Genomic DNA, 19,372 nt, shown 5'->3' with positions numbered 1-19,372 from the left:
CACCTAAGCGCGGCTAATTGCGTATGTTGCCGGTCTGTTGCCAACTGTTTTCGCATGAACCCTGCTCCGCTCTCCGGCCTGTACGCCCCCTCACTTAGCCTCGTTACCGATTTGTATCAGCTCACCATGGCCTACGGCTACTGGAAAAAAGGCATGCAAGATCGGGAAGCCGTTTTCCACCTCTACTTCCGCAAGCCGCCGTTCAATGGTGGTTACGCCGTGTGCGCCGGCCTAGCGTATGCCGTCGATTGGCTCGAAAACATTCGCTTTTCGGAGGACGACCTTACCTACCTAGCTAGCCTACAAGGCTCGAAAGGTGTTCCGATGTTTGAGCAAGGCTTCCTGGATTACCTGCGCGACCTGAAGTTCACGTGTGACGTGGATGCAATTGCGGAGGGCACGGTCGTTTTCGCTAACGAGCCACTGGTACGAGTGAAAGGCCCGTTGCTTCAGGCGCAACTACTCGAAACGGCGCTGCTTACGCTCATCAACTTCCAAACGCTAATTGCCACCAAAACGGCCCGCATCCGCGAAGCCGCCGGCTCCGACCTAGTGCTGGAGTTTGGCTTGCGCCGAGCGCAGGGGTTCGATGGTGGCCTTTCGGCGAGCCGTGCTGCTTACCTAGGCGGCGCCGATGCTACTTCCAACGTACTAGCGGGCCAACGCTTCGGCATTCCGGTGCGGGGTACGCATGCGCACAGCTGGGTGATGTCATTTGAGGACGAGGAAGCCGCCTTTACGGCCTACGCCGAGGCTTTCCCAGATGATTCGGTCTTTTTGGTGGATACCTACGACACCCTGGAAGGCGTGCGCCACGCTATTGCGGTGGCACGCCAGATGCGGGCCCAAGGCCACGAGCTAGCCGGTATTCGTCTCGACTCGGGTGACCTAGCTTACCTCAGCCGCGAAGCGCGCGCCTTACTCGATGAGGCGGGATTCCACAAGACGCGCATCGTGGCCAGCAATGACCTCGACGAGAACCTTATCACCAGCCTTAAGCTCCAGGGCGCCCGCATCGATACGTGGGGCGTGGGCACGAAGCTCGTGACGGCCTACGACCAGCCAGCGCTGGGCGGTGTATACAAGCTAGCAGCCCTGCGCAAAGCCGACGACAGCGACTGGGACTTCACCGTGAAAATCTCGGAGCAGCTCGCCAAAACCAGCATTCCCGGCATTTTGCAAGTGCGTCGTTTTGAAACGGAAAAGGGCCAGGCTCGTGCCGACATGCTCTACAACATCGCCGAGCCGCTGCCCGAGCAACTTACCATCATAGACCCATTAGATCCTACGCGCCGCCGCCCGGTGCGCTCCACCACGTTCCGGGAATTGCTGGAGCCAGTGTTTCGTGAAGGCCAACTCGTGATGACGCTACCTAGCTTGCAGGAAAGCCGCGAACGGGTGCAACGAGAGGTGAACTCACTTGATCCAAGTATCCGCCGCTTCCTGAACCCGCACACGTACCCCGTGGGCTTGGAAGAAGGACTAAACACGTTCCGCACGAATTTGATTCTGGAGAAGCGCCCGCAGCGGCCGGCGTAGCGTCTATCCTTCCCTTTTTGTAACCTCCACCCTTTTCCAATCGCCGCCAACAAACTCTCGGAAGGCGGACTGCCCCGTGGGCAAGTCGAATAAGGCGTTGATTGTGGGATCGTGCTTTACGACTTGCTCCAAGGCTACAAGCATAATGGTATCGGTGGTGGCCGGCGCATCGGTTAGAAATTGCCAAGCACCGTCTTCCTCATCATGGCGTACCCGGAGAATAGGTTTATTCTCTTTGAAGACTTGCTGCGCAACAAAAACGGCAGTATTCCGCTCCTCAAAGAACTTAAAGTCAAGCTTATGCTCTAATAATGGCTGCGAGAACTTGTAGCGCTCATCATGCTCAGCATCCCAAGGATACTTGCTCTGCTCGTCGGGCCAAAGCAGCTGAATAGCTGGGAATTGCTCGAAGTTGTAGTACCAACGTGCATACCCAAGGTAATCGCCAAGATTCTCCTCTTCCACACGACGAAACTGCACCGGCAAGCCATCTAAGAAATCGAAATTATCCGTAGCAAGTGCCAGGGGCTGGTTGCCCTTAACTAGTTCTGCGGCCCCACTCAGAAGCGCATGCATAGCAGGTAGTGGAAGCCCAAACGTGATAACCTCCGGATGCTGAAAGTTCTTCCACAGGCCAATGGTATAAGCGAAAGCAGGCGTAGCGGTATCCGCTTCAAACAACGCAATGTGCCAGCCATACTTATCTACATCGCTCTTAATTCTGTCTTCCGGCCGTAGAGTGGGTTCCTCGTGTGACATAGGTTTGGTAGGTTCTACACGAAGTAACCCAAAACTCTGCACTCCACCAGCCAAAGTCTGTACCGCTTCTCTTGGCTGTTGCTAATACATTTGTATTGAATCTGCTGTTATACCCGCAACTTCCCGCTGCACCTAGGTTCCTAGGTTATTCAGCGCTTTAACTACTTACTTGTCATGTCTACCCTAAAATTCAAAACTAGCATCAACTGCGCTAATTGCTTGCGCGCTGTAACGCCTTTCCTCGATGCCGAAGCCAGCGTCGAAAAATGGAACGTTGACACAAACAACCCCACCAAAATCCTGACCGTCGAAGGCGAAAACGTCATTCCGGAATTAGTGATGAAAGCCGTGTCGCAAGCCGGCTTCGACATCGAGCCGGTACAGGCTTAACCTAGCTCTAAAACAAAAGCGTCTGTCGCCCCGAAGGATGACAGACGCTTTTGTTCTAGAGCTCTTGGTGCTTACTCGTAGCTCAAATCACCTGCTTCTACCTTCAGCCGAATGCCTGACTCGGCTGTGATGCGACCAGCTACTTGTGCTTGGTAGCCTTTACCGCGGAGCTGCGCAACGACACCTTCAGCTGCTGCTTCGTCGGTCACGAGCAGCATGCCGTTGCCCATGTTCCAGTAGAGGTAAGCGTCGGCGGGTGTGATGCCGGCTAGCTCCGTCAGGCGCTGCATGGCAGGAAGTGGTTCGAACAAGTTATTTAGCTCAGCTCCAACGCCATTTTTCAACACGCGCTTGAAGTTGTCAGCGATGCCTCCGCCGGTAATGTGCGCAGCGGCATACAGCGGCAAACCAGCGTTGAGTACGCTCGTTACGCCGGGCGAATAGATGAGCGACGGCGCCAGCAACGCTTCGCCCCAGGTGTGGCCCATTTCGGCGGCGTCGGAGCCATCGTAGCTAGCTTGGTGCCAAGCATCACCAAACAAGTTTTGCAAAGTGCGACGCGCCAGCGAAAAGCCATTAGAGCGGAACGAGGGTGAGCGGAGGGCTACGACCACTTGGCCGGCTTGCACGGCCGCACCACTGAGCGGCTTTTCCAAGCTAGGATGCAGACTACCGATAGCCGTCGAGCACCAGTTGAAGTTCATGCGTGCACCTGCCCAGCCGCCGATCCGATTACCTAGCTCCGCAATTTCGCCGCCCGTAATGGCAATTTCAGAGAAGTTGCAGGCATCGTGCAGGCCGCGCATCAGCTCGTCGATTACGCTGTAATCGAGCGTGTTCACGTCGATGATGTTAGAGATATTAGTTGGCACGAAGCCTCCCACGATGAGGTCGTCGGCGGTCATGGCCACTAAGTCGTACCCTAGGGTGTCGTACTTACCCACGCGCTCGGCCACTTCGATCTTGGTGCCAATGCCATCGGAACTGATGCCGAGGCGGGCGTTGCCAAAGCGAATTTCGTTCGAGAAGCCGCCGTCAAGATCCTGGGCTGGCTCGCCAGGCTTACCAGCACGATTGGCGAAGGTTTTCTTCGACCAGGCGTAAGCATTGCGGGAGCATTCGTTGCCGAGGTCGATGTCGTAGCCGGCGGGTTTTTCAGAAGAGGACATGCAGTGCTAGGTTAATAAAAGAATGTCATGCTGAACTAGCCGAAGCATCTCTACCGCTTCGTCGGACTAACGTCAGAAGCTATTTTGGCGGTAGAGATGCTTCAGCTAGCTCAGCATGACAGCTAGGTTGGTTTAAAATTAGTGTTCCGTTGCAGCAGGTGCTTTGGCGCTAACAGACGTCTTCGCCTCTTCGCGGTCTTTCTTGCTGCGGTGGCTTTCGCGCTCTTCTTGAATGTGACGCAGGTAGCGGCTCACATCACCGGTCGGATACTTACCGGAGAAGCAGGCGAAGCAACTGCCGCCATGGCCGCGCTCCTCACTGAACAACTCTTGCAAGTCTTCCAAAGTTTGGTAGATAACTCGGTCAGCGCCAATGAACTGGCAGATCTCCTCATCTGTGTGGTTAGCGGCAATCAGATCCGTGCTCATGGCCATATCGATGCCGTAGATGCAGGGACTCACAATGGGCGGAGCGGAAGAAATAAAGTAAACTTCCTTCGCACCAGCTTCACGCAGAATTCGCACAATGCGCCGGGAAGTAGTGCCGCGCACGATGCTGTCGTCGACCACAGCTATCTTCTTACCTTCCACAAACGCCCGAATGGGGTTGAGCTTTTTCTTCACGATGTCTTCGCGCCCAGCTTGGCTGCTCACGATAAACGAACGACCCATATGGTTGTTCTTCACCATCGCGCGGCGATACGGAACGCCAATAGCTTCAGCAAGCCCAGAGGCAGCAAAGTAGCCGGAAGATGGCACGTCAATCACCATATCTGGCTCTAGCCCCGCTTCCAATACTTTACGGCCTAGCATCTTACCCAGCCGTACCCGCTCACGAGCCACTAAGCGCCCGTGAATGGTAGAGTCTTCGCGGGCAAAGTAGATATGCTCAAATACGCAAAACGCCTTTGGCAAATTGTACGGGTTCTTGTAGTGAACCTGGAAGTTCTTGTCGATGAACACTGCCTGTCCCGGTCCCACGTTTTTGATGAACTCAAACCCTAGGTAGTCGAAGCAAGTGGACTCAGAAGCAAAGGCGTAGATCGGCCCATCAGGGGTATCACGACGCCCGAGCACCAGCGGACGAATACCATTGGGGTCATTGAAGGCAAGCAAACCGTGGCCTGCAATCATGGTGATGGTCGCGTAAGCACCTTTCACCAGTTCTTGCGTCGTCTCAACGGCATCGAAGATGTCGACAACAGAGAGGTGGTCGAGGTCTTTGATGCGCAGCTCCGAGGCGAAGGTGTACATGATGAGCTCCAAGTCATTGCTCGTTTTAGGCAACACGTGGTACTTCTCGTGCAGGCGCTTAGCCGCATCTCGGAAGTTGATGACGTTGCCGTTGTGCACCATTGCCAGCCCAAACGGGTAGCTGGTGGTGAACGGCTGAGCTAGGTCGGCGTCGTTGGAGCCCTGCGTGGTATAGCGCACGTGCCCGATGCCGATGTTGCCCTTTAGTTTCTTCACGTGCTTGGGCTTGAACACGTCGTTGACGAGTCCATTGCCCTTGTGCAGGTGAAAGTTGCCGTTGAACGTGGCGATGCCGGCGGCATCCTGCCCGCGGTGCTGCAAGGCCGTGAGGCCGAACACGATATCATGAACGACGTCATCAGGACCGTAGAAACCAACAATTCCGCACATATCAGTTATCAGTTGCCGGTTGCCAGTTTTCCGCTACAGATACCTGGGGGCCGGGAGTTGTTTGAGAAGGAAGCTGCCCGGTAATCAGACGGGCCAGAGTTTCGGCATACAGTTCGTGTTCCACGGCTAGACCGCGGCGTTCTACCTCTGCCAATGTATTTGCGCCGCGCAAATCGACGGAACGCTGAGCCAGCACTGGACCGGTGTCGAGGCCTTCGTCCACGAGATGAACGGTAATTTTGGTTTCGGGCAATTGGTTCTCAAAAGCCCATTCGTAGGCGTGCAAACCTTGGTGCTGGTGCGTATCGGCCGGGTGGATGTTGAGGATACGCCCGGCAAACGCGCGGATAAAGACAGGTGACAAGATACGCATATAACCAGCGAGTATCAGATAATCAGGCTGATATCCCCGCAACAATTCGACCACATCCGCATCAAATGCCACTCGCTTTCTTCCTTGCGACGACAAGCTAGCCGTTGGGCAACCTAGGTCTGCTGCTGTAGCCAGACCCGGCGCCTCCGGATGGTTGCTGAACACCACGGCTACCTCCGCAAGTTCGCGTAGCACACCATTTTGTACAGCTTTCACTAAGGCCACCATATTGGAGCCCCTTCCTGACAGCAGAATGGCGAGCCGCTGCTTACGATCTGTAGGGGCGTTAGTAGGCATTGGTTAAGCTAGATGTGGGCCGTCGACCGATATCGGTACGGTAGTACATGTCCTGGAAGGAAACCAAGGCGCACTCATCGTACACGCGCTGGATGGCGGCCTCCAAATCATTTCCGTGAGACGCCAGCACCAGCACGCGTCCCCCATTGGTCACCAACTGGCCATCTTGTTGCCGCGTGGCACCATGGTAGACTAGTGTGCTAGGGTGCAGCTCGTTGAGCCCTTTGATGGGAAAGCCAGTGGGGAAGCCAGAAGCCGGATAACCACCAGAAGCCAGCACGACTCCCACGAAGTAGCCAGGTTTTTGGCGCACCACCGTTTGATTCAAGGTACCTTCCAAAGTCGCTTCAATTAGCTCTAACAGACTGCTGGCCATGGCAGGCAACAATACTTCTGCCTCAGGGTCACCGAGGCGCACATTGTATTCTAGCAGCTTCGGCCCATTCGGGGTGAGCATGATGCCGAAATAAATGAAACCCTTAAAATCAAAAGGCTCATTCTGAAGACCACGAAGCGTAGGATCAACAATATTGGTGCGAATGGCAGCTAGCACGTTATCATTGGCAAACGGCACAGGACAGTAAGCGCCCATGCCACCTGTATTCGGACCTTGGTCGCCAGCTAACAGCTGCTTGTGATCTTGTGAAGTCGCCAACAACCGAATCGCAACACCATCGGTGATGCCGATAATGCTGATTTCGGGGCCACTTAGCTTTTCTTCGAGCAAAAATGAAAACCAGCCGGTGTGCTGGGCTTGTAAATCGCGCAAGGCCTCTTCTGCTTCCTCTACCGACGAGCACACGTACACGCCTTTGCCGGCAGCTAGGCCATCGTATTTCACAACCACGTGTCCACCTAGCTCGGCAGCTTTAGTTCGTGCCTCCTCTATTTGGTCGCTGCGGTACTGCCAAGCTTGTGCTGTAGCTACGCCGTGGCGGCGCATAAATTCTTTCGACCAGATTTTGGAGCTTTCCAGCACCGCGCCGCGCTTGTCAGGACCAAACACTTTAATGTCCGTCCCGGCAAAGAAATCCACAACGCCAGCTGCTAAAGGAGCTTCCGGCCCTACTACAATCAGCTTTACGTCATTGGCTTCACAGAATTGCTGGATGGCCGGGAAGTCGGTGGCGCTGATGCTAGGGTTGCTGCCGGGAATGCCGGCGTTGCCGGGTATCACGTGCACGGTACCGCCGTCGCGCGTCAGCTTGCAAGCTAAGGCGTGTTCGCGGGCACCAGAGCCGAGGAGAACGATATTTTTGGGGGTGGTCAAGAGAATAATGCTTGAGCGTGCGACGTGTCTTAACTAATGTCTTCGATGGAAACGATCTTACCGTCGGCGAACTGGAAAATAGATTTGCCTTGCAGGCGTAGAGTATCACCAGGTTTTAAACCGTTAGGAAACTCAGTGGCTGCTACTCCGATGTAGTCAATCAGCACTTCTATTTGGCTGTCAGCTTTCTGCCAGTTAGTAACGTGCTGCTCCCGATGAGAGAAATATTGTTTGGCTTGCTCAGCCTGTTGCTGGAAGGCTTCTTTCCCCTTCGTAGCTAGGGTTACTTCACCGTTAGAAACATTCTTGAACACCACATCGTCGTGTAGATGGCGCACCATCCCATCTACATCGAAGCGGTTGTAGGCCTCGATATAAGTTTCAACAAGTTGTTGTGGATTAGATGTCTCCATTGGCGTACCTAGGCTATTTACAACACCTTAAACTCAGCATTCGCAGCACATAACTTCGCTTTGATGCCAGCAATCTCTGTCGATAGTTGTTCGGGCGAACTACCATTAGGCTCGGCATACCAACCGGCGTGATTACTGACGAGTTCAGGTTCATGGCTAGTTCGGCGTCATCAAGCCAGCACGCACCAGATTGCCCACGAGGCGAGCAGTTACGTCAGTTGTCTGCTCGGAGCCGGTCGGGAGCGGGCTGCCCACGATGCGCTCGTAGATGTCGAGGTAGCGGCGGCTAGCTTCGGCCGAAACTTCCGGCGTGAGGGCGCGGGGGTATTTGCCGTCTTGCTTGTTGGCAATCAGCCACTGCCGCACGTACTCCTTGTCCATCTGCTCGGCGGTCTCGGGGTTCTTGGCGTAGTCTTCGGCCGACCAGAAGCGCGACGAATCGGGAGTATGAATTTCGTCAATCAGGATCAGCTCGCCATTGAGCAAGCCAAACTCATACTTGGTATCGACCAGGATGATGCCTTTCTCCTTCAGCAGGTTCGAGCCAACTTTGAAGAGGGCTAGGGCCTTCACAGCCATTTGGTCGTACAGCTCCTGGCTTACCCAGCCTTCGCTTACCAGGTTTTCAGGCGTGATTTCGCGGTCCGATTCCTCTTTGGTAGTAGGCGTCAGGATGAACTCGGGGAAGGGCTGGTGCTTGGTCATGCCGTCGGGCACCGTCACGCCGGAGAAGGTGCGCTGACCGGCTTGGTAGCCGCGCCACATCGAGCCGGTGAGGTACGCCCGCACCACCATTTCCACCCGAATCGGCTCGGCCTCTTTCACCAGCATGGCGTTGGCATCCACTAGCTCAATTACGTGGTTGGGGATGATGTCCTTGGTTTTCTCAAACCAGAAGTTAGCTAAACCATTGAGCACGGCACCTTTGTGCGCTATCGGCGTTTCCAGCACCGAATCGAAAGCCGACAGACGGTCGGTTACGACGATGATACGCTCGCCGTTGGGGGCGCGGAACGAATCGCGAACTTTGCCGCGGTGCAGGAGTTGAAGCTGAGGGGTGTCGAACTGGTTGAGGGTGTTCATGTGGGCGGTAGTCAGTCGGGGTTGGGCCAGCGGGTTACAGGGGTATTAAGAGGATAACTGACCTATTTCTTGGGATACAACTTCGGTGCGCTGGCCTTGCACGTGCTCCACAATGTTGCGGAACAGCTTCAGACCGTCGCCTTCCTCGCTGATGCTGCGGTTCAGACGCTTGCGCCGAGCCCAATCGGGGTGGTTGTACAGGGAAAGGAACGCCTCCGGGTGCGGCATTAGCCCGAATACCTGGCCGGTTGGGTCGGTCAGGCCAGCGCAGTTCAGGTCGGCACCGTTGGGATTATGCGGGTACACATCGGTCGGCGAATCATCAAAACCGATGTAAGTGAGGCAGTTCAGGGCTTTGTCCTGAATCTGGGCTAGGGTGTCGGCGCCGGAGATAACCAAGCGACCTTCGCCGTGGCGCACCGGCACTTCCATCGTCTCGATGCCTTTCAGGAAAGGTGTACGCGAGTTCGGGTTTACCTTCAGGCGCACCCAACGGTCTTCGTAGCGACCCGAGGCGTTGTGCGTGAGCGTCACTTCGGGCGTCACGTTACCGCTCAGATTTGGGAGCAGACCTAGCTTCACCAGCACTTGGAAGCCGTTGCAAATGCCCATCACGAATTTGCCATTGGCGATGAACTCCTTGATATCATCAAGCAGCGTGCGGCCGCTAGGCGTTTGGCGGTAGCGCAGCTTGTTGGCAAGCACCACGCCTGAACCTAGGTCGTCGCCGAAGCTAAAGCCGCCGGGGAAGTTCAGGATGTCGTAATCGTGGATGCTGACATGCCCGAGCAGCACCTGGTTCAGGTGCACGATCGTCGCCTCAGCACCCGCCAAGCGGTAGGCCGCCGCGAATTCCTCTTCGCAGTTGATGCCGAAACCTGTTAAAATGAGTGCTTGAACCATATTTTTCGAAGCGCTAAGCTTGAGCGCCGTTTATGCGTTTTAACCCAGACCTCCGGTTGAGCTTTCGTTCACGTTGCGCAGAGCATCATGCCCTAAGCCAATCACTTGATTCACCGGGCCATTCGACCACTTGTCCCGCAGGTCAGCAGTAGTGGCTGAGATAACCGTCTGCCCCGCGTGCCGCACCGTCAACTGGCCGTCCGCCGTTACCACACCGAGGCGAGTAACCCGAGCGCCAAAATGTTGCTCGAAGGCCACTACATCTTCCGGCGCCACCGTAGCCACGAAGCGCGAGTGCGACTCCGAGAACAGTTGCGCCGCTAGGCTCAGCTCGCCTTTCAGCTCCACCTCAGCGCCGAAGCCGTAGCCAAACGTCGCTTCAGCTAGCGCCACAGCTAGACCGCCGTCGCTTAGGTCGTGGCACGATTGGATGAGGCCTTGATCATTAGCCTGGCCCATGAGCGTGTAGAGTTCTTTGGCTTGCTCGAAACGAACCTGGGGCACGTTGGCACCTAGCTCGCCGAACAGCTGGTAGAACTCCGAGCCACCTAGCTCGTCATAGGTCTCGCCCAGCAGGTACACCACGTCGTCGGCTTGCTTGAAGTCGGAGGTGATGGTGTGGCGCACGTCTTCAATCTTGGCGGTCATGGAATATAGCACCGTCGGGGGCACCGATATTTTCACGCCGTCCGCTTTGAAGTCGTTCTTCATGCTGTCCTTGCCGCTGGTGAGCGGGATGCAGTACGCCGCGGTGGCGTCGCGCAGGGCCTCGCACATACGTACCAGCTTAGCTAGCTTCTGCTTACCATCGGGGTTGCTGGTGGGGTCATAGACTGAATCGGGAACACAGAAGTTGTCGTTCACCGACCAGAAGATGTTGTCGCCGGGAGCTAGGTTGGGCAGCTTCCCTCCCACCGAAATGATCTGCCGCACGGCTTCATCAAAAGTGCCGGCCGACATATGATACGCATCTAGGTCGCCGAAGCGGGGCAGGATGCCGTTGCTCACGGCCACGCCTTCCCAGCTTTCGAAGTTGAAGCGCACCACGGCGGCATCTTGCGGCGCTTGGCCAGTCGCACCCATCAAAGGCTTGATGATAGTACGGCCTTTCACCTCGTGGTCGTACTGCCGAATCACTGACTCACGCGAGCAGATATTTAGGCTGCCGAGCAGGCGCGTTAGCACGTCGGTGTAGTCGAGGTCAGCAGCAAGTTGAGGCTCTTGGGCTTGTGGCGCTTGCCACTCGGCTTCAAGGATTTTGCGCGGCACGCCGTCATGCAGGAACTCCATATTCAGGTGTGCCACGGGTGCACCGTCGAAGCGCACATCGAGGAAGCCATCGGCAGTGAAGTAACCGATGTCGGTCAACTCCACTTCCATCTCGCGACCTAGGGCCATCAGCTCATCGAGCTTGCTAGGCTCTACAGCCAGCGAGAAACGTTCTTGCGATTCCGAAACGAAGATTTCCCACGGCCGCAGCCCTGGATATTTCAACGGTACTTTCTCCAGCTCCACCACGGCGCCGCCGCTGATGGTAGCTAGCTCGCCAATACTGGACGACAAGCCGCCTGCGCCATTGTCGGTGCTGCACTTGATGAGGCCACGGCGTGTGGCGATCATCAGGAAATCCATAGCTAGCTTCTGCGTAATCGGCGAGCCGATCTGCACAGCCGTAGCCGGTGACGTTTCGTCTAGCTCAATACTCGAAAAGGTAGCGCCGTGGATACCGTCTTTACCCACCCGGCCACCAGCCATGATGATACGGTCCTCAGCATCAATCTTTTTCTCCCAAGAGTCTAGTCCGGCCAGTTGCATCGGCATCACGGCGCCGGTGCCGCAGTATACTAGCGGCTTGCCGGCGTAGCGGTCATCGAAAATGATGGCGCCGTTTACCGTCGGCACACCTGATTTGTTGCCGCCGTCTTCAATGCCCTTGCGCACACCTTCGAAGATGCGGCGCGGGTGCAACTGGTTCGTGAGCAGCGTGCCGTTGAACTCCGGGTTGCCGAAGCACAGCACGTTCGTATTAAAGAGGAGTTGCGCGCCGCCAATGCCGGTAGCCAGCGGGTCGCGATTGTTTCCTAGGATGCCGGTAATAGCTCCGCCGTACGGGTCGATAGCCGACGGCGAGTTGTGCGTCTCGACCTTCCACACGAATAACGACTCGGGGTTGATGCGCACGGCACCCGCGTTGTCGCTGAACACCTTGATCAACCAATCGTTGCCGTTGGCCCGCAGTTGGCGGTCGACTTCGGCGGTGGCATTCTTGATGTAGGTTTTGAATAAGGAGTCGATTTCCTTCTCCTCGCCCGTACCTAGGTCCTTATACTTGATAACGGCGCTGAACTCCTTGTGCTTGCAGTGCTCTGACCACGTCTGCGCCACGATTTCCAACTCGCAATCGGTTGGGTCGGTGGGCAGGCTAGCGGCTTGGCGCTCCTGCTGCGTTTCGGGGCTAGCATAGTAGGCGCGCACCGCCTGCATTTCCTCTAGGTTCAGCGCGTACAGGTTGTCTTTCGAGAGCTGCACAAGCTGCTCATCGGAGAGGCCGGTCAAGGATACCAGGTTCGTAATAGACTCGGCCCCACCACCCGGGCGCGGCGTGTAGTCGCGGATCTGGGAAATGGGGCCGACTTCGAATCGGTTAATGAGCTTGTTACCTAGCAGCTCCTCAGCCAAGCGGCGCAGACTACTCTCCGGCAGGTCCTGCTCCAGAAAGTACAGTCGCTTACTAAAGATATGCTGCGTATGCGTGTCGAGCGGCTGGTTGAGGAAGTCGCCTAGGGCGTTCTGCGCCGATATGCCTTCGTCGTCGGTTACACCGGGCAGCTTGGCTACCAGGATGTAACTCTTGAACGTGGGTTCGTGTCGTAGTTCATCCAGCGCTACGTCGTGGAGCACTGGATCTTGGAGGCAATGCGTCGCGAAATCACGCAGTTGCTGGTCCGTAACGGGGTAGCGCACTGAGTACACGGCCGTGCTTTGCACCCGGCCGGTGCGCAGACCCAAATGGCGGCGGGCCGCCTCAGCTACTCGCTGGCCTTCGCCGTCGTGAACGCCGGGCTTGAGCAGCAGCTGAATAGAACGAAGTATGTTTTCCAAAAGGAAAAGATGTAAGGTTTGCTATTTCCCAATTCGTTTTCCCACTCCTTGTATATACGGTGCAGGGAACAGACCAGGAATGCCTTGCCCAGCCGGCAAGCTAGGTAGGTTTAAGAAAACGCTTTCTCCGGCCGACTGCCGGGTTTCACCACCGGAATACCTGCCCGACACAGCGGGCAATCATCGGGTGCGTAGGTGGCCGCCGTTACCGGCAGCAGTGCAAAGTTCGGAAAACTTAACTCAGCTTTCCCACCCGTGCGGTCAATTAAACTTGCGACGGCCAAAATTTCTGCCCCGAGGCTGGTCAACAGTCGAGCTACCTCGTTGGTACTCTTGCCCGTAGTCACCACGTCTTCGGCAATAATAATTCGCTCGCCCGGCTGCACCGTGAAGCCCCGACGCAGAGTCATCTGCCCCGTATCGTCGCGTTCGGTGAAAATGCCGGGCACGCCGAGCTGCCGAGCTAGCTCGTAGCCAATCACGACGCCACCCATGGCGGGGCCGACAACGGTATCCGGCTGCAAACCAGCTTCGCGAATCTGCTCAGCCAATGTGGCCGCCGCTGGAGCAGCTAGGTCGGGACGACGCAGGAAGCGGGCGCATTGCACATAGGTATCGGAGTGCAGACCGGAGGAAAGGCGAAAATGCCCGCGCAACAGGGCATCTTCCTGCACCAGCTGGCTTTCCAAAGAATTTGCTTCGATTTGAGAATTAGGCATTGACAACGGAGGGACGATACGAGTTGATTTGTTGCTGTAGTTCACGAGCGGCGGCACCGGCATCAACCGCCTGCCAAATGGCCCGTGATGAATTAATAAGAAGACCTGACCCATCCGGGCGCAGCCCGGCTTTGAGCGTCGAGGCTAGGTCGCCACCTTGGGCGCCAATACCAGGCACCAGGAACCACTGATCAGGGCAAGCTTGGCGCACACGGGCCAACGCCTCGGGGTTGGTAGCGCCTACTACTAGACCAATATTGTGATGCTGCTCGTCCAATTCCTTCACTACACCGGCAGCTAGGTCGCTGAGGTAGCCACCGCGCGTCAGGGCCACATCTTGCAAGGAGTGTGTAGGCTTGTTAGAAGTCTTTGCCAAGACAAACACCATCTTACCCGGCTGGGCAAACGGTACAATGGCGTCATCGCCCATGTAAGGATTCACGGTTACGGCATCAGCCCCCACTACTTCGTAGGCGAAGCGGGCATAGTGCTCGGCGGTGTTAGAGATGTCGCCGAACTTACCGTCCAGAATCACGGGAATGCCGTTCGGCACCCGATCTACCACGATGCGCAGTAGGTTCACGCCATCGGGTCGCGACAGAAAAAAAGCTAGGTTAGGCTTGAAAGCCGCCGCGTAAGGAGCGGTCTGGTCGATTACTTCGTGCAGGCGAGCAAGCACCTGGTCATCCGCGCCGATGGGGTCCAAGCCCACACATAGCAAAGAGTCGGCTTGTTGAACGCGTTGAATGAGTTTTTCCATAGAACTTGGGTGGTAAGCAAAACCTAGGTTTTGCGTGTCGTCAAACGAAAGTTAATAGAGTTACTCAGGCGGCGCGAACGCCTTATTTCTTGACTTATAACTTCATTGCGTTAGGCGTCAAGTGGGCGCACTCCGAGGCCAGGCGAGCCGATAAACCGGGGTCTAACCACTCGCCGCTGGCAATTTGTACCGCATTAGCACCGACACGCAGGTAATCGGTCACATGACCCGCCGTAAAGATACCGCCCGTCCCAAAAATGGGAAGCGTCACGCGTTCATCGTGGGCTAGCTCGTACACACAACGCAGTGCCACGGGTCGCAGCGCCTCGCCCGACAAGCCTCCTACCAGCAGATCATCCGTAGCATCATCAGGTAGGTGTAGGGCTTTCAGCGTATTGGTAGCGGCTAGTGCCGAAGCGCCGCCCTCCTGCGCACCGATTGCCAGGCTGCGGATATGCTCTGGCCATGGGGGTAGCTTCACGACTACCGCAGCGTCGCGGCCTAGCTCGTTACGCACGGCCTGCGTGGCTTCTCGCACAAACTTAGCGTTCAGGTCGAAGCCTTTGCTTGTATCGTGGGTGGTGATATACACTTCTACCCCAGCAATCTGGTCACCGGCTTCGCGCTTCAGAAAACGCGCAATCTTGCGAAAACCAGGAATGCCGGGCGCCGTGATGCTCACCAACACCGGTACACCGTACCGGCACAGATTCGGCAAGTACTCGTTTACCAATATCTCTGCGCTTTCAGTGCGCATGTTGGTGGCGTTCAGCAGCGTCTGGTCGGCTACTTGCCAAATACCTTCTTCATAGAGCCCTGGCTTAGGCTCCATGGTAACGGTGCGCGTGAAGATGGCGCCGAGTTGCTCATACCCCGTCCCATCGAGCTGCCACGACGCGGCTGCCAAGCAGATGGGGTTCTGTAGAATGCGTGTTCCCAGTTGCATAGCGTGAGTAGTTTGGGTTTCTGATCCTAGCCTTTTCCTCTTTTATAAAGGCCAGGTGAGTAGAAATAGAATGACAATCTTCTAAAAAGCAAAAGCGCCCGGCTTGCACCGGGCGCTTTACTAGTCAGTAGCTTAGATAACGTTCTCGCGGTTGATCAAGAACGGGACAGCAACAGGGGCAGCAGCCGAAGTTTGTTGGGCGAGGGTGGTGTTTTCTTGCATGATACCGGTTGGGTTAGACTGGTTATGACTGAAAATTGAAAGCACTAAGAACTCGCGCAGATGATTCGGTTGAACATAAAAAAACCGCTACGGAAACCGGAGCGGCAAACGGAACAAACGCCGAAAAAACAGAAGAGCCAACGGAGGAAAAGACCTTCCGGTCTTCTCGCAGGACAGCTTTTCGCAACGTCCCGCGCTTCATCGCATGATTGTTGTTTAGCTGAAGCACGTCACAAAGGTACTAACTAATTTACAATTTCGTAACACGATGCGTTAATTTTATATTGCCGAATTATCAATCCGGTTTGGCAGCCTATTTGTTGCTACTCCTTGACAAAAGCGACTCTTACAGAATATATTCTATTGATTACTAACCAACTATGCTGGATACATTCTGTAGCCAAGTAGTTTAGCTCATATACTTCTTAGTGGCCTAGCTACTATGCATCGTATTTATGTTATGTATTCAAAATTAGAAGATACAGGAATAATACAAAATAACTTCTGTATATACTCTATAAGCAACAGTTAAACTCTCCTATGAACCTATTCAAATTCATATCTACACTCATCATACACTACGGCGAGAGTGCCCCTACATATTAGTAAAAGCATAACGCACTTGACAATATTCAATATAGTACAAGCTAGTAGTTTTGTTTCGTTTAGCTCAGAGCCGAGCATCATATCAACAGGCGCATGAAGAAAGTAATACTAGGATTTTTGTTTGGCAGTTTGCTAGCAGTAGCTGCTCCGGTTCATGCCCAAGGCGATTCAGGAACAACCATCGAATCTACCGAACAGGTAAGTAGTGATAATACAGCTGCCGCCTTATACCTGCGGGCTCTAGATTGGACTGAGAATAAGTTTACAAAGCTGCCTAAGACAGACTTTAAATCGAATGCAAGCACACGTGAAGTACGTGTAACCGGGACGAGCAAGGTCACACCGGTAACGGCCAGCGGGAAGGAGCAACCGATGGTAGTTTACTTCGATTTCGTCTTTCGTATTACGACACAAGGCTATGCTTATCAAGTAGGTAATTTTAAGATAGTGACCACAACTGGCAAAGTCGTAGAGACCAAACCTTTAGAGGAGTACATTGCTCAACTTGCCACAGATCATAACGATGCGAAAACGCACAATGCCCGCCGGGTAACAGCACAGGCCAATTCTCTAGCGAGTGAGGTATCTCTTAGCTTTCGCTCTTACATGAACAACGCTCCTCTGACAGAAGAAGGCACTGTAGGTCTTCCAGCAGCAGAACACTGATCTTATTTATTGTAACAGCCTTCCCAGATTTATACCTCGTAGGACTGACTTCTGACAGACTAAATAATGCGAAAAGCCCCGTTGACCTGCACAACGGGGCTTTTACATTCACAGAGGATAAACACGTAGGATAAACTATAAATAAAGGCTTAGTTACCAGTTACCATTAGTCGCTGAGAAGCTAGGTGCTGTCCGGCAGCATCCAGCAATACAATGTGGTACAGACCAGCTGAAAGGTTGTTAGTAGACACAGTAAAGGCATTCGCCACTACGGGGTATTGCTTAATGGATTGCCCGTTTGCATTGTATACCACGAGCACCTGCCCCTGCTCATGAGCTACTGGCAACTGTAGCTGCACGAGTTGAGACGTTGTGGCGGGATTAGGATACAGATCAATTTTGGTTGATGCCGGTACTTTTCCCCATACTATAGCAACCACAGGCGAGAGGGTTTCTCTGCCATCTACATCTACTTGCCGCAAACGGTAGTAGCTCGTTGTATTTGTGGAAGCAACTTCTGTATCGCGAAAGCTATAGGCTTGCTCATTGTTACTGCTACCAACTCCATCCACTCGCCCGATAGAGCCAAAAGTCGCGTTAGCTGTAGTAGCTCGTTCTACTACAAAATAGTCATTGCCGCGCTCCGAAGCTGTTTTCCAAGTTAGTTGTACTGCCGAACCAACCATTTTGCCTTTGAATGACAGCAGTTCGACTGGCAGCGGCGCCACTGGTGCTACCAAGTTTGTAGGAAACCCGATACGAGCGTCTTCCGCAAAAGCTTGGTAGATTCGGGTCCTTTCAGTTAACGAGACAACGTTGCTCACCTGGATTTCCACCCAGTCAAAATCTTGGGTCGTCAGAAAGGAGACTTCGCTTTTACCATTATTCAGCAACCCTAAGTCCAGCAAAGAGGCTCCGCTGGCCGTTTCAACCAGCTTGCTACCGTCAGCGCCAGCGTATGTCTTTAGGGTAATATTCTTTAGTAAATCATCATTAAGTAAGCCGCCACCGTAGTTCAATACCATACCTGCACGGTTGCCAGCTTTTCCTGAAGCATACTGATCGTTCAACTTTAGCTTTAAGCTCGTCGTCCCCCCTACATTCAGAAAGGAATTGATCTGCGCGTAACTATCGCTCGAGTTATCAGCAGCTAGGCTAGGATTGGTCACGTCTTTTGGGTCACAGTTGACACACAGAACGCTGCTACTCTGGGCTACATACTTCCCAGTGGGGTCTGTAAAATTCGACAGAACCGGCGTATCGTCGCGGAAAGCCCGTTGCTCAATTCCGAAACCATAATAAACATTCAAGTTTGATAGAGCCTTTACCAAATCTGTTTGTTGCAGTTCCACTCGGTCGAATGGTTTGGTCGCAGGAAAGCTGATCTGGTATTTACCATCTGGCAGCACATTGACTTCTAGCAAGTTGCCACTCAATGAACTTTCGAGAGCTACGTTGCCGAGGTATGTTGTCACCTTCAGCGACTTGAGCACATTAAGATCTAGTAAGCCGCCATTTCCAACTACAAATCCGGCCTGATAATTAGCACCTGCGGGGCTCGCCAAACGGGTGTTCAGAGTAGCCGGACAAGTAACACCCGCTAAACTTCCGAAGGTAGCATAGTTATCCAGCGTGTTATCAACGGCTCTTTCCGGATTTAGCACGCCTGAGTTTACACAAGCTTCTACGAGACTAGAGTTGCGGCTTTGAGTACTGTAATCAGTAGAAAGCGGTGCAGCTATCTTGGTCAGTACGCCCTTGTACTGTAGGGTCGAGTTGTTGTCACGAAATCCAAAAGCGTAATAAAGACGAAACTGCGTAGCAACCGTGAGCAAACCAGCAAACTCAATCTCCATTTCCTGGAACGGTTGACTGGCAATAAATTCCATACGGCTTGGATCGCTGCTAAATGCCTGCGCACGAACTAGTCCGCTATTATTGATATATTGCTTGACTGCCGAACTACCACTGCCCCCGAGGTCATACGTCCTGACAATAAAGCCATTCAGCACGGAGAGGTCAATGAGCCCTTTGTTGTTGCTTACCACAAACCCAGCTCGCGAACCAGCTGGTACAATGCTCGCAAGCTGTACTCTTACCTTAGTAGCAGATCCTACAGCAGATGGATATAAAGTGGTGTAGTCACTCTTATCGAGCGTAGCTAACGCCGCAGAATTTTCAAACCCATCACTGCACAGGATAACACCGCATTTTCTTTCGTCTACACTTACTACCTTTGTAGCGTAGATAACGTCAGGGTTTTGCGCAACAGTTTTGTAAGTACAAAACAGGAAGACGGACAAACAGATGAGGTGACGCAGAGTCACTAGGTAGAAGCGGTCAGGGCGAGTCATTAGAATACAGTATACTTTTACATCGGAGAATTATTTTCTGGCATAAGTACAATTGACTTACCAGACTTAAAAAAATAACTTATATCTTTTAATATCAAGATGTTATACTCATGCAACCTCATGAAAACTGTCCCATTTTTGGATTATTGGTGCTATT

At 54.0% G+C, this 19,372-nt stretch carries 16 protein-coding genes; 3 read left to right on the top strand and 13 right to left on the bottom strand.

The features are described from left to right. The first annotated feature begins 54 nt into the window (after nucleotides 1–54). Entirely contained in the window at nucleotides 55–1,539 is a 1,485-nt protein-coding gene (locus SD425_RS02185) for a nicotinate phosphoribosyltransferase (protein ID WP_324674954.1), read from the top strand. A 3-nt stretch (nucleotides 1,540–1,542) separates the two neighbouring features. Here SD425_RS02185 and SD425_RS02180 read toward each other — a convergent pair whose 3' ends face one another. Then, complete coding sequence (locus tag SD425_RS02180; protein ID WP_324674952.1) at nucleotides 1,543–2,298, bottom strand: DUF4262 domain-containing protein; 756 nt, start codon at nucleotides 2,296–2,298, stop codon at nucleotides 1,543–1,545. 174 nt (nucleotides 2,299–2,472) lie between these two features. Between SD425_RS02180 and SD425_RS02175 the strand changes: the two genes are divergently transcribed. Then, nucleotides 2,473–2,688, top strand: a complete 216-nt coding sequence (locus tag SD425_RS02175) for a hypothetical protein (protein ID WP_324674950.1) — start codon at nucleotides 2,473–2,475, stop codon at nucleotides 2,686–2,688. 71 nt (nucleotides 2,689–2,759) lie between these two features. On the opposite strand, the gene SD425_RS02170 is transcribed toward SD425_RS02175, so the two are convergent. From SD425_RS02170 to SD425_RS02120, 11 genes are all read right to left on the bottom strand, one after another. Continuing rightward, nucleotides 2,760–3,857 (bottom strand): AIR synthase-related protein, encoded by a 1,098-nt coding sequence (locus SD425_RS02170; RefSeq protein ID WP_324674948.1) that lies wholly within the window; start codon nucleotides 3,855–3,857, stop codon nucleotides 2,760–2,762. A 138-nt stretch (nucleotides 3,858–3,995) separates the two neighbouring features. Next, nucleotides 3,996–5,501: an amidophosphoribosyltransferase gene (purF, locus tag SD425_RS02165; RefSeq protein ID WP_324674946.1), complete on the bottom strand. Its 1,506-nt coding sequence runs from the start codon at nucleotides 5,499–5,501 to the stop codon at nucleotides 3,996–3,998. A 1-nt stretch (nucleotide 5,502) separates the two neighbouring features. Next, on the bottom strand, nucleotides 5,503–6,171 hold the full coding sequence (gene purN, locus SD425_RS02160; RefSeq protein ID WP_324674944.1) for a phosphoribosylglycinamide formyltransferase: 669 nt from the start codon (nucleotides 6,169–6,171) through the stop codon (nucleotides 5,503–5,505). Further along, nucleotides 6,161–7,441, bottom strand: a complete 1,281-nt coding sequence (gene purD / locus SD425_RS02155; RefSeq protein ID WP_324674942.1) for a phosphoribosylamine--glycine ligase — start codon at nucleotides 7,439–7,441, stop codon at nucleotides 6,161–6,163. The genes purN and purD overlap by 11 nt, the downstream gene beginning before the upstream one ends. Before the next feature lie 29 nt (nucleotides 7,442–7,470). After that, a complete protein-coding gene (locus SD425_RS02150; RefSeq protein WP_324674940.1) occupies nucleotides 7,471–7,854 on the bottom strand; it encodes a nuclear transport factor 2 family protein in 384 nt (127 codons plus the stop codon). 156 nt (nucleotides 7,855–8,010) lie between these two features. Beyond that, nucleotides 8,011–8,937: a phosphoribosylaminoimidazolesuccinocarboxamide synthase gene (gene purC / locus SD425_RS02145; protein ID WP_324674938.1), complete on the bottom strand. Its 927-nt coding sequence runs from the start codon at nucleotides 8,935–8,937 to the stop codon at nucleotides 8,011–8,013. Nucleotides 8,938–8,982: 45 nt separating this feature from the next. After that, nucleotides 8,983–9,840, bottom strand: a complete 858-nt coding sequence (locus SD425_RS02140) for a phosphoribosylformylglycinamidine synthase subunit PurQ (protein ID WP_324674936.1) — start codon at nucleotides 9,838–9,840, stop codon at nucleotides 8,983–8,985. A gap of 39 nt (nucleotides 9,841–9,879) precedes the next feature. After that, on the bottom strand, nucleotides 9,880–12,942 hold the full coding sequence (locus SD425_RS02135) for a phosphoribosylformylglycinamidine synthase subunit PurL (protein WP_324674934.1): 3,063 nt from the start codon (nucleotides 12,940–12,942) through the stop codon (nucleotides 9,880–9,882). Nucleotides 12,943–13,052: 110 nt separating this feature from the next. Beyond that, the gene (pyrE, locus tag SD425_RS02130; RefSeq protein WP_324674932.1) at nucleotides 13,053–13,661 is read right to left on the bottom strand and encodes an orotate phosphoribosyltransferase; all 609 of its coding nucleotides are present in this window, start codon (nucleotides 13,659–13,661) and stop codon (nucleotides 13,053–13,055) included. Beyond that, entirely contained in the window at nucleotides 13,654–14,421 is a 768-nt protein-coding gene (pyrF, locus tag SD425_RS02125) for an orotidine-5'-phosphate decarboxylase (protein WP_324674930.1), read from the bottom strand. The genes pyrE and pyrF overlap by 8 nt, the downstream gene beginning before the upstream one ends. A gap of 94 nt (nucleotides 14,422–14,515) precedes the next feature. Next, a complete protein-coding gene (locus tag SD425_RS02120; RefSeq protein ID WP_324674928.1) occupies nucleotides 14,516–15,367 on the bottom strand; it encodes a hypothetical protein in 852 nt (283 codons plus the stop codon). Between the two features lie 921 nt (nucleotides 15,368–16,288). Here SD425_RS02120 and SD425_RS02115 point away from each other — a divergent pair. Further along, nucleotides 16,289–16,861, top strand: a complete 573-nt coding sequence (locus SD425_RS02115) for a hypothetical protein (protein ID WP_324674926.1) — start codon at nucleotides 16,289–16,291, stop codon at nucleotides 16,859–16,861. Nucleotides 16,862–17,010: 149 nt separating this feature from the next. On the opposite strand, the gene SD425_RS02110 is transcribed toward SD425_RS02115, so the two are convergent. After that, on the bottom strand, nucleotides 17,011–19,215 hold the full coding sequence (locus tag SD425_RS02110; protein WP_324674924.1) for a T9SS type A sorting domain-containing protein: 2,205 nt from the start codon (nucleotides 19,213–19,215) through the stop codon (nucleotides 17,011–17,013). Nucleotides 19,216–19,372: the final 157 nt, after the last annotated feature.

The organism is Hymenobacter sp. GOD-10R (assembly GCF_035609205.1).
Classification (GTDB): domain Bacteria; phylum Bacteroidota; class Bacteroidia; order Cytophagales; family Hymenobacteraceae; genus Hymenobacter.
The sequence above is the reverse complement of the archived record's forward strand: the minus strand, read 5'-3'. Positions and strand labels throughout refer to the sequence as shown.

Coding starts and splice junctions, on each gene's coding strand:
- SD425_RS02115 (WP_324674926.1), top strand. CDS start 16,289: ATGAAGAAAGTAATACTAGGATTTTTGTTTGGCAGTTTGCTAGCAGTA.
- SD425_RS02170 (WP_324674948.1), bottom strand. CDS start 3,857: ATGTCCTCTTCTGAAAAACCCGCCGGCTACGACATCGACCTCGGCAAC.
- purF (WP_324674946.1), bottom strand. CDS start 5,501: ATGTGCGGAATTGTTGGTTTCTACGGTCCTGATGACGTCGTTCATGAT.
- SD425_RS02140 (WP_324674936.1), bottom strand. CDS start 9,840: ATGGTTCAAGCACTCATTTTAACAGGTTTCGGCATCAACTGCGAAGAG.
- purN (WP_324674944.1), bottom strand. CDS start 6,171: ATGCCTACTAACGCCCCTACAGATCGTAAGCAGCGGCTCGCCATTCTG.
- SD425_RS02180 (WP_324674952.1), bottom strand. CDS start 2,298: ATGTCACACGAGGAACCCACTCTACGGCCGGAAGACAGAATTAAGAGC.
- SD425_RS02110 (WP_324674924.1), bottom strand. CDS start 19,215: ATGACTCGCCCTGACCGCTTCTACCTAGTGACTCTGCGTCACCTCATC.
- SD425_RS02120 (WP_324674928.1), bottom strand. CDS start 15,367: ATGCAACTGGGAACACGCATTCTACAGAACCCCATCTGCTTGGCAGCC.
- SD425_RS02175 (WP_324674950.1), top strand. CDS start 2,473: ATGTCTACCCTAAAATTCAAAACTAGCATCAACTGCGCTAATTGCTTG.
- SD425_RS02150 (WP_324674940.1), bottom strand. CDS start 7,854: ATGGAGACATCTAATCCACAACAACTTGTTGAAACTTATATCGAGGCC.
- pyrE (WP_324674932.1), bottom strand. CDS start 13,661: ATGCCTAATTCTCAAATCGAAGCAAATTCTTTGGAAAGCCAGCTGGTG.
- purC (WP_324674938.1), bottom strand. CDS start 8,937: ATGAACACCCTCAACCAGTTCGACACCCCTCAGCTTCAACTCCTGCAC.
- SD425_RS02185 (WP_324674954.1), top strand. CDS start 55: ATGAACCCTGCTCCGCTCTCCGGCCTGTACGCCCCCTCACTTAGCCTC.
- pyrF (WP_324674930.1), bottom strand. CDS start 14,421: ATGGAAAAACTCATTCAACGCGTTCAACAAGCCGACTCTTTGCTATGT.